General features: G+C 68.3%; 12 protein-coding genes. 2 read left to right on the top strand and 10 right to left on the bottom strand.

Annotated elements, in window-relative coordinates:
• A partial coding sequence (locus V6M46_RS11810; RefSeq protein ID WP_332665202.1) for a phosphoenolpyruvate carboxykinase (GTP) occupies positions 1-1,455 on the top strand: 1,455 nt, incomplete at its 5' end.
• A 203-nt stretch (positions 1,456-1,658) separates the two neighbouring features.
• On the opposite strand, the gene V6M46_RS11805 is transcribed toward V6M46_RS11810, so the two are convergent.
• Entirely contained in the window at positions 1,659-2,723 is a 1,065-nt protein-coding gene (locus tag V6M46_RS11805) for an LLM class flavin-dependent oxidoreductase (RefSeq protein ID WP_332665200.1), read from the bottom strand.
• 50 nt (positions 2,724-2,773) lie between these two features.
• Here V6M46_RS11805 and V6M46_RS11800 point away from each other — a divergent pair, with 50 nt between their 5' ends.
• Positions 2,774-4,144 (top strand): CDP-glycerol glycerophosphotransferase family protein, encoded by a 1,371-nt coding sequence (locus V6M46_RS11800; protein WP_332665198.1) that lies wholly within the window; start codon positions 2,774-2,776, stop codon positions 4,142-4,144.
• A 23-nt stretch (positions 4,145-4,167) separates the two neighbouring features.
• On the opposite strand, the gene V6M46_RS11795 is transcribed toward V6M46_RS11800, so the two are convergent.
• The 9 genes from V6M46_RS11795 to V6M46_RS11755 form a co-directional block, all read right to left on the bottom strand.
• Positions 4,168-5,418, bottom strand: a complete 1,251-nt coding sequence (locus V6M46_RS11795) for an AGE family epimerase/isomerase (protein ID WP_332665195.1) — start codon at positions 5,416-5,418, stop codon at positions 4,168-4,170.
• A complete protein-coding gene (locus V6M46_RS11790) occupies positions 5,415-6,386 on the bottom strand; it encodes a glycoside hydrolase family 130 protein (RefSeq protein ID WP_332665193.1) in 972 nt (323 codons plus the stop codon). Before V6M46_RS11790 ends, V6M46_RS11795 begins: the two co-directional genes overlap by 4 nt.
• A 56-nt stretch (positions 6,387-6,442) precedes the next feature.
• Positions 6,443-8,485, bottom strand: a complete 2,043-nt coding sequence (locus V6M46_RS11785) for a hypothetical protein (RefSeq protein WP_332665191.1) — start codon at positions 8,483-8,485, stop codon at positions 6,443-6,445.
• 11 nt (positions 8,486-8,496) lie between these two features.
• Positions 8,497-9,333, bottom strand: a complete 837-nt coding sequence (locus tag V6M46_RS11780; RefSeq protein ID WP_332665189.1) for a carbohydrate ABC transporter permease — start codon at positions 9,331-9,333, stop codon at positions 8,497-8,499.
• 1 nt (position 9,334) lies between these two features.
• Entirely contained in the window at positions 9,335-10,273 is a 939-nt protein-coding gene (locus V6M46_RS11775) for a carbohydrate ABC transporter permease (protein ID WP_332665187.1), read from the bottom strand.
• Between the two features lie 2 nt (positions 10,274-10,275).
• Positions 10,276-11,526, bottom strand: a complete 1,251-nt coding sequence (locus V6M46_RS11770) for an ABC transporter substrate-binding protein (protein ID WP_332665186.1) — start codon at positions 11,524-11,526, stop codon at positions 10,276-10,278.
• Between the two features lie 109 nt (positions 11,527-11,635).
• Positions 11,636-12,652 carry a LacI family DNA-binding transcriptional regulator gene (locus V6M46_RS11765; protein WP_332665184.1) on the bottom strand — a complete coding sequence of 339 codons (1,017 nt, stop codon included), beginning with the start codon at positions 12,650-12,652 and terminating at the stop codon, positions 11,636-11,638.
• A 104-nt stretch (positions 12,653-12,756) separates the two neighbouring features.
• Complete coding sequence (locus V6M46_RS11760) at positions 12,757-13,017, bottom strand: hypothetical protein (RefSeq protein ID WP_332665182.1); 261 nt, start codon at positions 13,015-13,017, stop codon at positions 12,757-12,759.
• A 9-nt stretch (positions 13,018-13,026) separates the two neighbouring features.
• Positions 13,027-14,475: an MFS transporter gene (locus tag V6M46_RS11755; RefSeq protein ID WP_332665181.1), complete on the bottom strand. Its 1,449-nt coding sequence runs from the start codon at positions 14,473-14,475 to the stop codon at positions 13,027-13,029.
• Positions 14,476-14,496: the final 21 nt, after the last annotated feature.

The following is a 14,496-nucleotide window of genomic DNA, read 5'->3' as shown; positions in this document are numbered from 1 at the left end:
ATGTACGTCATCCCGTTCGTCATGGGCCACCTCGACGCGGACAACCCGATGTTCGGCGTCGAGATCACCGACTCCGCGTACGTCGTGGCGTCGATGACCGTGATGGCCCGCGTCGGCAAGACCGTGCTCGACCGGATCGAGGAGCTCGACGCCGACTACGTGCCGGCGCTCCACTCGATCGGTGCTCCGCTCGCCGAGGGTGAGCAGGACGTCCCGTGGCCCTGCAACGAGACCAAGTACATCGTCCAGTTCCCCGAGGAGCGCACGATCTGGTCGTACGGCTCGGGCTACGGCGGCAACGCGCTGCTGGGCAAGAAGTGCTATTCGCTGCGTATCGCCTCGGTCATGGGCCGCGACGAGGGCTGGATGGCCGAGCACATGCTGATCCTCAAGCTCACCTCGCCCGAGAACGTCGTCAAGTACGTCGCGGCGGCATTCCCGAGCGCGTGCGGCAAGACCAACCTCGCGATGGTCGAGCCGACGGTGCCCGGCTGGAAGGTCGAGACGATCGGCGACGACATCGCCTGGATCCGGGTCGGCGCGGACGGCCGCCTGTATGCCGTCAACCCCGAGTTCGGCCTGTTCGGCGTCGCTCCCGGCACCGGCTGGGACACCAACGCCAACGCGATGCGCACGATCGACCAGGGCAACTCGGTGTTCACCAACGTCGCACTGACCGATGACGGCGACATCTGGTGGGAGGGCATGACCGACGAGGCGCCGGCCCACCTGACCGACTGGAAGGGCCGCGACTGGACCCCGGAGTCCGACGAGGTCTCGTCGCACCCCAACAGCCGGTTCTGCACCCCGATCAAGCAGTGCCCGACCCTCGCGGCGGAGTACGACGACCCCAACGGCGTCCCGCTCGACGCGATCCTGTTCGGCGGGCGCCGCAAGACGACGATCCCGCTGGTGACCGAGGCCCGCGACTGGACCCACGGCACGTTCATGGGCGCGACGCTGTCGTCGGAGACCACGGCCGCCGCCACCGGTGCGGTCGGCGTCGTCCGGCGCGACCCGATGGCGATGCTGCCGTTCATCGGCTACGACGCCGGCGACTACTTCAGCCACTGGATCAACATGGCCAAGAACAACGACGAGTCGAAGTTCCCCAAGATCTTCTACGTCAACTGGTTCCGTCGCGACGAGGACGGCGGCTTCCTGTGGCCCGGCTTCGGCGAGAACAGCCGGGTGCTGAAGTACGTCATCGAGCGCGTCGAGGGCAACGTGGACGCGATCGAGACACCGATCGGGCTCGTGCCGGCGCCCGGCGCGATCGACACCGAGGGCCTCGACGTCACTGAGGAGCAGCTCGAGAAGGCCCTGCGTGTCGACGCCGACGAGTGGAAGGCCGAGATCCCGCAGATCAACGAGTGGTTCGAGAAGTTCGGCGACAAGCTGCCGACCGTGCTCTGGACCGAGCTCGATGGTCTGAAGGCGCGCCTCGACGCCTGATCACCAGCGAAGCGCCCCCGGACGTTGACCGGGGGCGTTTCTGCGTCCAGGCCCAGCTTGGTCCCTAAGGAGGCCGCCTGCGGCCGAACGGGAGCGAGCTCTGCGAGCGAAGGGGCCTATGGCGGAAGGCTCGAGCGAGCCTCTCGTCGTACGCCCCTTCGGTCGCTCGTTCCTCGCTCCCTCCCGTTCGGCCGCGGGCGGCCTCACTCGGGGACGGTGGGAGCGTTCGAGGGGACGGGGACGGTGGGAGCGGTTCGGGGTTTCCAGCCGATCGACGGGAGCACGTGCTCGGCGAGCGCCCCGAGCAGCCGGGCGTTGTAGGCGACGCCGAGCTGGTTGGGCACCGTGAGCAGCAGCGAGTCCGCCTCGCGCACCGCGACGTCCTGGGCGAGCTCCTCGGCCAACGCGTCGGGCTCACCGACGTACGACTTGCCGAACCTGGCGATCCCGCCGTCGAGGTGACCGAGCTGGTCCTCGCCGCTGCGCTCGCCGAAGTAGGCGCGATCCTGGGCGTCGAGGATCGGCATGACGCTACGGCTGACCGACACCCGCGGCTCGCGCTCCCAGCCCGCCTCGGCCCACGCGGCGCGGAAGCGCTGGATCTGCTCCAGCTGCAGCTCGTCGAACGGGACGCCGGTGTCCTCGGTCAGCAGGGTCGAGCTCATGAGGTTCATGCCCTGCTCGGCGGTCCACTCCGCCGTGGCGCGCGTGCCCGAACCCCACCAGATGCGATCGGCGAGACCCGGCGACTGCGGCATGATCGGCAACGGCACCGACTGACCCGTCATCCGGGGATCCGACATCACCACGCCCGCACCGGCGATCGCCTTCCGGAACACCTCGGTGTGGGCCCGCGCCATGTCGGCGTCGCTCTGCCCGCCCTCCGGCACATGCCCGAACGACTCGTAGCCGCGGATCGCGGTCTCGGGTGATCCCCGGCTGATGCCGAGCTGCAGCCGGCCTTCGCTGATGAGGTCCGCGGCGGCGGCGTCCTCGGCCATGTAGAGCGGGTTCTCGTAACGCATGTCGATCACGCCGGTGCCGATCTCGATGCGGTTCGTACGAGCGCCGACCGCGGCGAGCAGCGGGAACGGCGACGACAGCTGGCGGGCAAAGTGGTGCACGCGGAAGAACGCGCCGTCGAGTCCGAGCTCCTCGGCTGCGACCGCGAGATCGATCGACTGCAGCAGGACATCGCCGGCCGTACGCGTCTGTGAGCCGGGGATCGCCTGGTAGTGCCCGAAGGAGAGAAAGCCGACGTTCTTCATACCGGGGTCAACGTCGGGGAGCCAGGCGCTGTTCCTACTAGAGTCGGGGCGTGATCGTCGCCGCCCTGCTCGTGCTCGTCCTGGGGCTGGCGACCGGCGTGGTGGCCCGCCGCAGCGTGCTGGCACGTCCGCCCCGTGCCGCGCACTTCCCCGGCCAACCCGCAGGCATCGCCGACCGGCCCCCGGTCCGGTTCCGGGTATGGGCACTCATCGCGGCGGTGCTGACCGCGGCAGTGCTCGTCAGCGCATTCGTCGAGCCGGCTGTTGCGCTGGTGGTCGCCGTCGTCGGCAGCCTCACGCTGGCGGTGATCGCCGGCCTGCTGCACCGGTACGCGCGCGAGTGCGCCCAGGGCGCGGCCGCCGTCGACGCGTACGCTCCGACGATCGCGATCCCGTACGCCGGCAAGGTCGGCGTCCACATCGGCATGTGGTCGCCGTGGGTCGAACGGACCGGCGTCCGCTGGTGCATCGTCGCCCGTACGCCGGCGCTGTTCGGCCAGCTCGCCGAGATGTACCCGACCGTGCCGATCGTGCAGGGGCAGATCCCGGCGAGCGTACGCGGCGCGCTCTACCCGCACGGCGCTGCCGCCAACGCCGACTTCATCGCCGGATCATCCGCGACGCATGCCTTCCTCGGGCACGGCGACAGCGACAAGCCGCTCAGCGCCTCGGAGCGCGTGCTGCAGTACGACCTCATCGCCGTCGCGGGGCAGGCCGCGATCGACCGGTTCGCCGCCGCCGGGCTGTCGATCCCGGCCGACAAGCTGCGCATCATCGGCCGGCCGCAGACCGAGGGCATCGTCCCGGCGACCGGCCCCACGCCCCATCCGGCAACCGTGCTCTACGCACCGACCTGGCGGCATGCCGACGACAACCTCAACGTCTCGTCGCTCGCCGTCGCCGACCGCATCGTCCAGGCGCTGCTCGACCACGGCTGCACCGTCGTGTTCCGGCGCCACTTCGCCGGTCAGAACCACGCGGAGGCCGAGGCGATGATCGTCCGCGTCAACGACCTCCTCGAGGCCGACGCCGCTTCGACCGGACGGCCGCACCGATGGGGTCAGGCCGCGATGGACGAGCCGCTGATCGAGGCGTTCAACTCCGTCGACGCCATGGTCTCGGACGTGTCGGGCATCGTCGTCGACTTCATGGCCAGCAACAAGCCACTCATCATGTATGCCGCGCAGTACGCCGACCCCGAGGCCTTCCGGGCCGCCCACCCGACGGCAGCGGCGGCATACGTCATCGACCGGGACCTCGTACGCCTCGACGAGACGCTGGACGCGGCGCTCGGCAGCGATCCGCTGGCAGCGGCGAGGGCCGAGCGCGCCGACCACTACCTCGGCGGCCCCGATCGCGCCGACCCGGCGCGGCGGTTCATGGACCTGGTCACGGAGCTGGCGACCAGGCCGGTCGAGTAGCCTGCGAGCCTGCTAGCAGATGTTCACTGCAGCAGCCCGTCGCGTAGAGCGGCGGCCATCGTCGGCGCGAGCGGCAGGCGTGGGATCAGCGTCGCCTGGAACGCGTGGTAGGTGTCGGGCTTGCCGCTCCAGACCACGCCACTGGGCCGATTGTGAGCATCGAGCTCGTGCCTCCAGGAGCCCCGGTCGCGATCGATGAACACGTCTGCGATGTGTTCCCACCACGTGGCGTACCAGTCGGCGTACGACGGATCGCCCGTTGCGGTGTGCAGTGCTGCCGCGGTGGCCGTCGCCTCCGCGGCGACCCAATGCATCCGCTCCCGGACGACCGGCTTTCCTGCCCAGTCCACGGTGTAGACGAAGCCGTCCCTCCCGTCGGCGGCCCAGCCCTCGAGGATCGAGGCGTCGAACAGCGAGATGGCGTCGTCGAGCAGCCAGTCCGGGCTGTCGGCGCCGAGAGCCGCCCGCAGGTGCAGGGCCAGCCGGGCCCACTCAAGCCAGTGCCCGATCGTGGCGCCGTAGGGCCGGAACGGATGGGCGGGCGTGTCGATGTTGTAGTCGAGCAGTGGTGTCCACTGCTCGTCGAAGTGCTCCGGAAGCCGCCACGAGTGCGCCTTGCCGAGCCCGTGCACGACGCGGGTGACGATCCGCAGCGCGCCGTCGAGCAGCCTGGTTCTCATCGCTGCGTCCCTGGTGGCGTCGGCTGCGGCGAGGAAGGCTTCGACGGTGTGCATGTTGGCGTTCACGCCCCGATAGGGGTCGAGCGTCGAGAACGTCTCGTCCCACTCCTCGACGACCATGCCGTGCTTCTCATCCCAGAAGCGGGTCAGCAACACGTCGAGCGCTTCATCGAGGATCGCGGCGGCCCCCGGACGCCCTGCGCACGTGGCGCTTGCGGCCGCAATGACGACGAACGCGTGCGGGTAGGCGCTCTTCTCGCGCCCCGTCGGACCGTCGCCGTCCATCGCGGCGTACCAGCCGCCGTGAGCGGCGTCCCTAAAGCGCCCGGCCATCGCCGCCAGCCCGTGGTCGGCGAGCGGCCCGCAGCCGGCGCGTCCCATCAGGTGTCCCAGCGAGAAGACGTGGGTCATCCGGCAGGTGATCCACAGCTCCACCGGGCGATCGAACGCAGGTCGTCCCTCCTCGTCGAGCCAGGCGAATCCGCCATCGGCGCTGCGGGAGGCCCGGCCGAACTCCAGCAGCCGGTCGCCCTCGGCCTCCAGCCAGCGCGTGTGCGCGGGCGCCGAGAGCCACGACGTGGGGCAAGGCGTCACGGCGTCAGGGCTGAGTAGCGGTCACCGACCCGGTAGGTCGCCACACCGAGCGTGGAGTCGCTCTGCCCGTAGTAGGCGAACCAGGTGTCCTTGAAGAACACCAGGCCCTCGACGAAGGTCACGTTCGACACCAGACCGTGGGTGTCTTCGTAGGTCGACGGCTCGAGCCACGGACGATTCATCTGCGCCAGGATCGTTGTCGGGCTGGCAGGGTCGAAGAGCAGCTGACCGCAGGTGTAGCGCACGGAGCCGTCCGGGTTCTTCACCGCTGCGTTGTGCAGCATGAGGATCAACCCGTTGTTGGTGATGATCGGCGGCGGACCGACCTCGACGAGGAAGTCCCCGAACGTGCCGGGTGCTGTGGGGACCATCAGCGGCTCGTCGTTGGAGCAGGGTTCCCAGTGGATCAGGTCGTCCGACCACGCGTGGTAGATCGAGCCCTCGCCGAAGTACATCAGGTAGCGGCCGTCGATCGGCACCGCCAGGATCCCGCCGGCCTTGCTCCACGGGGCATCGCTTCCGTTGCCCTGCGGCAGGAAGGTGTTGAAATCGGGGAACATCGGGCCGTGCTTGGTCCAGCTGAACAGATCTGTAGAGGTGGCCAGGCACAGCAGAGCCGAGGTCCCGTTCCACCCGGTGTACGTGAGGTAGTAGGTGCCGTCGATCTCAGTGACACGTGGGTCCTCAGCGCCCGACACCTCGTACGGCTCGGTCGGCGAAAGAACCGGTTCCGGGTGCCGCTCGAAATGGATGCCGTCGTCGCTCGTCGCGAGGCCGACGTACGACACGATGTCGTCGGCGTGCGCGCGGTACAGCAGGACGACCTTGCCGTCCTTGACGATGGCCGCGGGGTTGTAGACGTTGGCGGATTCCCAGCCATCACCTTGCGGCTCCAGGATCGGATTCTTGTCGTACGGCGTGAAGGGTCCCAGGGGGAACTCTGCATGGGGGGACGTCGGAGCGAACATGGTTCCTCGTTCTGATTGGGGTCGAGCTCGTGGAATGGGGGTGTAAAAGCGTGCTTCTAGCGACGAATCAGCACGAACCCTCCGGCGGGAACGGCCACCGAGACCGTGGCCTTCGATGACTGCCAACGGTCGACGAGCCGGCCGCTGCCGTCATAGGCCTGCACCAGCGCCTGACCGCGTCCGGACACACCTACCTGTACGCGTTCGACAGAGTCGGAGGCACTCCGCAGCAGTGCGGTGCCGTGACCGTCGCCGCTCAGCACCAGTCGGGACACGAGCGGCTCCAGCATCACAGCGTCGAGGACAGCGGGGTCACCCGCACCGGTCGATGTCGTGATGGTCAGCTGGGTCGCGCCCCCACGCAGTGGCTGCGACAGGCTCACCGGCAGCAACGCACCTGGGGCGGGCGAGTCGCCTTGCTCGCCGATGTCGCCTGACGCGACGGCTCCTAGCTCGCGTCCGTTCGCACGGAACGTGGTGACTGCCTTGCTGCCAGGACTGAGCTCGAACACCGGCAGTACGCGGGCGCCGTTGTGGGCAGGCAGATTCAACGTCGCCGACCCCTGCGGACCGATGGCGGCGTAGCCGGAGCCGCCGAACAGCGACTCCCCGGTCCACAGCGACGGCGGCACGACGGCGGACGCACCTCCGGCAAGAGCGCCATCCTCGGCCTGCAGGGTGACGGTGCCTTCACGTTGCACGATCTCCGCAGTGCGAGCCATGGCGGCGACGTCGACGTTCTGATCGAGGGCGATCATCGACAACAGTCCATGGATCGTGGACTCCGCACCGGAGTTGCGGTTGATCTCGCCGGACCCGGAGATCCCGTCGAACGTCCGGCCGGTGGCGGGGTCGTACATCGCCTCACCAGCCGGGTTGGCCCCGAAGTACCACGCACCGACGATGCCGGCGAGTCCGCGCGCTCCCGCCTTGCCCGTCGCGTCGGCCGTCGCGATCAGCGACTGCAGGCGTGAGTCGGCGCCGTACGCGATCTGGGAGGCGTCGCCGCGCGTAGGCATCCGCCCGTTGTCCGGACCACCGGAGGTGAGCAGCCACGGGTCGAAGGTGAACGAGTCCCGCGTCGCCGCCTTCGCGAGTCGAGGGTCATCCAGAGCGACCGATGCGCGGGCGAGGGCCGCAGGCATCTGCGAGCCCCAGCCGTGCCAGATCGATCGGGACAGAGCCCAAGGGCGGACCGCACCGAGCGGCCAGCTCTGCGCGTCGCCGCCGGAGAGGGCGGCGATGCCTTCACTCAGCTTCGCCAAGGCAGTACGGGCGGCGGCTGGGCCTCCCGCCTCGACGTACGCCGAGAGCCCGAGGACCGCCTCGGCCGTCGCATCTGCTCCGTCGGCGATCAGCCAGGCGGGAGCCGGCTCACCGTCGATGGACAGGAAGTCGCCATAGGAATCGAGCACTCGTCGGTCAACGGCGCCAATCGCCATGTCGAGCCGGTCGCCCAGGAAAGCTGCGAACTCCGGGTCGGACTCGTTGAACGCGGCGTAGCCCTCGCCGAGCGCCCAGATCGTCCGAGCAAGCCAGTAGGAAGCATCACTGTCCGACGGGTCCGGCTGCTCGACAGGTTCCGCGCTCGGGTTCAGGGTGCCGTCGGGCTGCATCCAGAGCACCACGTTGCCGGCGTTGGCACCCGTGGTGGTCTGCAGATACGTGACACCGCGCAGCATTTCGTACGCCGCGTCGCGACTTTTCGTCGCACCGGTGGCCTTCCAGTGCCGCAGGTAGACGACCGCGGCGCGGGTCATGTCGTCGGCGTTGAACGCGCCTTGGCTCCAGGTGTCTGCATCCGGGTCGTATGAACCGCCGCCCACGTGGCGGTAGCTCCCGTCGGAATTCGGCTCGGCATAGGTCCACAGGGTCCCGATCGCGGGCTCCTCAGCAAGGCGATAGGTCGTGTGTCCCTCCTGAGCCGGTGGGGTCACCGGCACGGACAGCCAGTCGAGGTGGTCCAGGTTCGTCAGCGTCGATGTGCCCGCACTGGTGCTGGTTGCTTCCGCGAGGGTTGTGCTGGCTGACATGACGACGCCGAGGGTGACGGCTGCCGCGACCAGTCGGGTCACACGGCGTACAGGCTGGTGGTTCATGGGTTTCCTCTTCATCCTTTGACTCCAGACCCGAGATCGGAGCTGGTGAAGTGCTTCTGGAAGGCGACGAACAGCGCCACCGCGGGGGCGGCCAGCACGACCGCTCCGGCCAGGATCGCGCCGTACGGGTTGGCTGCCCGACCGGCCACGTTGCTGATGTAGTTGGCCAGTGACACGGCCAGTGGCTGCAGATCGGCCTCCTTGGTGACCAGAAACGGCCACAGGAACTCGTTCCACGGCCCGATGAACGTGAGCAGCGCAGCGGTGACGATCGCAGGACGCACCAGGGGCAACGCGATCGACCACAGGATCCGCAGCTCACTCGCGCCATCGAGGCGGGCCGCGGCGAACAGGTCTTCTGGCAGCTGCAGGAAGAACTGCCTGAAGATGAACACGGCCGTGGAGTTGATCGCGAACGGGAGGATCATCCCGAGGTAGGAATCCGCCAGGCCGTAGCTGCGCACGATCATCACGTAGATGGGGATGATCAACAGCTGGAACGGGACGATCTGCACCAGCAGCATGGCCGCGAACAGGGAGCCCTGCCCCCGGAAGTGCAGCCGCGCCAGCGCGTAGCCGGCCAGCACACCGAACACGATCGTGCCGAGGATGACTCCGCCCGTGAAGATCCCGGAGTTGACCAGCGAGCGGAGCAGGTCGACCCGGTCATTGATCTGCGCGAAGTTCTCGAAGGTCAGCCCGCTGGTAGGGAACACACCACCCAGGCTGGTGTTCGGCTCGGACTGCAGGGAGCCGACCACCATGTAGTAGAAGGGGAACAGGAACACCAGGGCGCCCAGGAGCAGCACCAGCATGCGCAGCCATCGGAAGGGTCTACGGGAAGCCATGTCAGTCCTTCCTCTCCAACAGACGGCGGCTGAACAGGGTGATCGCCAGCACGCCGATCACGAGCAGCACACCGATCGCAGCGGCGACATCGGGATTCCCCTGCTCGATGCCCCGCTGATACATCAGGAACACCGGAGAGCTCGACGCTCCGTCCGGCCCGCCCCCGTTGGTCAGCAGGTACGGCTCGGTAAACAGGTTCGCGCCGGTGATCGTCGCAAGGATCACGACCAGCGTGGTGGCGGACCTGACCCCGGGGACCGTGACGTTCATGAAGGAGCGAAAGCGGCTGGCTCCGTCGACGGAGGCCGACTCGTAGAGCTCCTTGGGTACGCCCTGCAGCGCTGCCAGATAGAGGAGGATGAAGAAGCCCATCTGCTTCCAGGTGACGAACAGGGCCACGACCGGCATCGCCAGCTTGCTGTTGACCAGCCATGAAGGGTCGGGGGCCAGCGGGCCCAGGAGGTTGTTGACCATCCCGTTGTTGCTGAACAGGAACAACCAGACCGCGACCAGCGCCACGCTCGCAGAGACGTAGGGAACGAAGTAGGCGGCTCGGAGGAAGGTGCGCCCGCGGATGGCCTGGTTGAGCAACGTGGCCAGCACCAGTGACAGCACGACCGTCAGCGGCACGTTGATCACCAGGAACTCGAGCACGTTCAGGAACGACTCTCGAACGGCCGGATCCGACAGCACCGTCCGGTAGTTGTCGAGCCCGACGAACGGCCGGTCCACCTGGGTGCCGGGCGCTGTGAAGAAGTAGTCGTGGAAGCTGATCCAGACAGCCAGCCCCAAGGGGTAGGCGAAGACGACCGCGAGGAACACCGCGTAGGGAGCGGCGAACACGATCCCCAGCGGCTGGCGACCGAAGATCGCCAGCCGCCGCCGTTTCGAGCTCCCGGACCGGGGGCTCGTGGGCGCATTGGGGGCCAGGGTCGTCATGGTCAGGACTGGCCGGCGAGGTCGTTGACCTTGTCCGCCGCCGCGGCGAGGGCGTCCTCGACGCTGCCGTCCCCGAAGATGACCGAGGCGGTGTACTCGTCGCGGAACTCCTGCCAGATCTCGATGGAGTTCGGCACGTTCGGCACCTCCACGGTGCGCGACGCCTGGTCGGCGAAGGCCTCGTACTCGGGCTTCTCCTGGAAGTAGTCCGGGTAGGTGCCCTGCAGGTCGTCGCGCAGCGGCATCTGGCCGGTCAGCTCCAGGAGCTTGCCGTCCTGCTCCTCGCTGGTGGCGAACTTGAGCACCTCGAAGGCCGTTCCCTGGTTCTTGCAGGCTGAGTACAGGCCGATGTTCTTCGCGTCGGAGAACGTGTGGGTCTCCTCCGCAGGCGTGCCGGCCGACGTGGGCACCGGGACGGCACCCCAGTTCACCTTGTCGCCGTAGACAGCGACGGCCCAGGGGCCGACGATCGACATCGCGGCCTTCTGGTCGGCGAAGGAGTCACCGTTGTACTTCTCCTTCTGCGCCAGACCGTCCTTGTACATCGTGGACCAGAAGCCGGCGACGGACTTTCCCGCTTCGGAATCGAAGGTTGCTGCGCCATCCTCGACCAGCTGCTTGCCACCGGATTCGGCGGCGAAGAGCGGGTAGAAGTCGAACCACGACTGGAAGAACTCGCTGCTCGGGGCCGGCCAGATGGCCGCCTCAGCCGCGTCGCTGTCGACGATCTTCTTCGAGGTGGCGAGGAATTCGTCGTACGTCGCCAGCGGCGGGTTCTCGGCGTCGACTCCGGCCTTCTTCATGATGTCCTTGTTGTAGAAGATCATCACGGGGTTCGACTTCCACGGAACCTGGAAGTACTTCCCGTCCGGCGACTGGTACTGCTCGGCGACGTCGCCACTGCGAGACTCGATGTACTCCGCGCCACCCTTGAAGCTGTCCAGTGCGACCAGGCCGCCCTGCTTCTCGAACTGCGGAACGGCAGCCGGCGAGGTGTTGAACACGAGACACGGGGCATTGCCTGCGGTGATCGCCGCTCCGATGACCTCCTCGGACGTCTTGCCGGCCGGGATCTCCTGGGCCGTGACCTTCTCGTCCGGATTCTCGGCATTCCATGCCGTCACCATCTGCTTGCCCCAAGCGATCTCCTCGGGGTTGTTCGACAGCCAGACCTTGATCGGGCCTTTGGCACTGGTGGCTCCGTCGGAGTCCCCCGAGCCGCCTCCGCACGCGGCGGTGAGGCCGAGCGCCATGATCGTCAATGTTGAGATAGCAATCTTCGGTTTCATCTGCTGTTGCTCGCTTTCGTTGAACACAGTGGTGGTGCCTTCGGTCGGTCGACCGTTGAGCTGTGGGGCCTGATCAGACAGGTGCGGGACCGGTGGACCCGCGCACCACCAACCGGGTTGGGTGGAGCGGGAACTCGGTCGCTTCGCGCTGATCTATGAGCTCCAGCAGTCGCCGGGCGGCAGCCCGGCCCCATCCAGTGACGTCCGTGCTGACCGTGGTCAGCGGGGGTTGGACATGAGCCGCGAGCTCGGTGTCCTCGAATCCGGTGATCGAGAGCTGCCCGGGGACGTCGAGCCCGCGCGCTGCGGCCACCGACATCCCGGCGATGGCCATCAGGTCGTTGGCGTAGACGATCGCGCTCGGCGGGTCCACAAGGTCGAGCAGCTGCCGCGTGGCGGCAGCACCCGCCTCGGCGGAGAAGTCACTCTCGACCCACGGTCCCTCCGGGAGCCCTGCCCGCGCCAGGGCGTTCGCCCACGCTTCGCGACGCGATGTGCCGTGCACCATCTCGGACGGGCCGGCCACGTGCCCGATCCGGCGATGACCCAGCTCGATGAGGTGCTCGACGGCGGCCGTGATGCCGGGCTGATCGTCGACTCCGACTGCCGGCCAGTAGGCCTCGGGCAGCCCCGGCCCGACGATGACGGCCGGCAGCCCGAGCTCGGCCAGCAGCGCGGGACGGGAGTCGTCCACGAACAGGTCGGTGACGAAGACGCCGTCGACGCGCCCTTCGGCACTGAGCCGTCGATAGCTCTGGTGCTCTGCGTCGTGCTCGGGGACCACCTGGAGCAGGAGCGCGTAGCCGTGCTGAGACAGCTCGCTCTCGACGCCGCCGATGAAGGAGGGGAAGAACGGGTCGGCCCGCAGCGTCTCTGGCGGCCTGGCCATCACGAGTCCCACAGCGAGCGCCCGGGAAACAGAGAGCGCGCGCGCCCGGGGGCTGGGGGTCCAGCCGAGCTCACGAGCAGTCTCAAGGATGCGTGCTCGCGTCTCCTCGCCAACGCCTGGCCGGTTGTTGAACGCCAACGACACGGCGCCCTTGGAGACACCCGCAGCTCGGGCGACATCGTTGATGGTGGGGCGTGGCATGCGTCACACTAAACCGGTTTAGTAGCGTCCGGTCAAGGGGCGACCCCGTTCTACGCCTAGGAAGGCCAGTTCATGGACCTGGTAGCGGCAAGGGCCGTCGGCTCCTAGAAGAGATTGGCCAGCTGCCACCCGAGCACGACGGCACCGAGCAGCCGTCGGAACGGAGCCGCACCGCGAACCAGCTCGTCCAGGCCCCAGACGATGAGCGCGCCCGCGCCGATCCAGCGCAGCTCGGCGTCGCGCGAGTCGTACGGGCTCCAGCGCAGGGCGGTGGCCGCGATCCAGACCCACAGGGCGGGGTTGGGGAGGTGAACCAGCGCGAGCCGCCCGGACTTGTCCCGGAAGAACGTGTCGAGGCGGCTCACGCCGTGAGTCTAGGCAGTGGCCGGTTCCAGGATCGACTCCGGCAGGGGCTCCTGCTCGAGCTGTTCCTCGAGCTTCTTGCCCGAGATCGTCGGAATCGCCAGGCCGGCGAGCGCGGCGAGCAGCAGCGCGCCACCCAGCACCGCGAAGCCGGCCGTGTAGCCGATCTCGCGGGGGAACCCGCTCGGCAGGAAGTGCGCCGTGACGATGCTCGCCATGACCGCGGTGCCGACCGAGCCGCCGATCGTACGGATGTTGGCGTTCATGCCGCTGGCGACCCCGGTCTGCTCCGGCGGGACCGCGCCGACGATCAGTCCGGCGAGGCAGGCGAACGCCAGGCCGATGCCGATGCCGGTGATGCCGTTGGCGACCGCGATCTCGGTCTTGGTGTCGTGGAAGAACGCCAGCATGAACATCCCGCCGGCGGCGAGCGCTGACCCGAACACCACGACCGCCTTGGGCCCCACGCGGAACGCGATCGAGGCGGCGACGAGGCCGGTCAGGAATGTCGCGACGGCCGACGGCAGCATCAGCAGCCCGGACTCGGTCACGCTCGACCCGAAGCCGTACCCATTGGCGCTCGGCGTCTGGATGAACTGCGGGATGAAGCCGAACGACGCGTACATGCCGATGCCGACCAGGAGCGCGACGAGGTTGGTGGTCCAGACACCCGGCAGGCGCATCATGTGCATGTCGATCAGCGGCACGGCGGCGCGCTGCTCGACCCGGATCCAGGCCACGACCAGCACGGCGGCGAGGACCAGCAGGCCGATCGTCCGGCCGGAGCCCCAGCCCCACTTCGGTGCCTCGCTGAGCGCGAGCAGCAGCGCGACGAGCCAGCCCGACAGCAGGACCGCGGGCAGCACCGAGATGCGGCCGGGCGTACGGACCGGCGACTTCGGCACGAAGACGATCGAGGCCGCGGCGGCGAGGGACGTCACGATGAACGGCAGCCAGAACAGCCAGTGATAGCCGAGCCCCGACACGATGGGGCCGGCCAGCACGATGCCGGCGCCGAACCCCACGGCGAGCAGCGACGAGACGACGCTGACGGCGCCGCCGACCTTGTGGTGCGGGAACTCGTCGCGGATGATGCCGAACGCCAGCGGGAGGACGCCGCCGCCGACGCCCTGGATGATGCGGGCGATGATCAGGACGCCGATGCTGCCGGCCAGAGCAGCCAGCAACGAGCCGGCGGCGAGCGCGACCAGCGAGAACACCAGCAGTCGCTCCTTGCCGAACGCATCGCCGAGCCGGCCCATGATCGGCGTGAAGACCGAGGCCGAGAGCAGGTATGCCGTCAGGACCCACGTCACGGTGTTCTGGTCGGTGTTGAGCTCGCGCTCGATCTCGGACAGGACCGGGATCGTGAGCGACTGCATGAGGGAGTACGACGAGACCGCCACTGCCAGCACGGCGAAGGTCAGCCAGTAGTGAGTGCGTCGGGTCGACGAAGACACAGGAATTCTCCCGGGAAGAGC

The organism is Aeromicrobium sp., from assembly GCF_036676885.1.
GTDB lineage: Bacteria > Actinomycetota > Actinomycetes > Propionibacteriales > Nocardioidaceae > Aeromicrobium.
The sequence above is the reverse complement of the archived record's forward strand: the minus strand, read 5'-3'. Positions and strand labels throughout refer to the sequence as shown.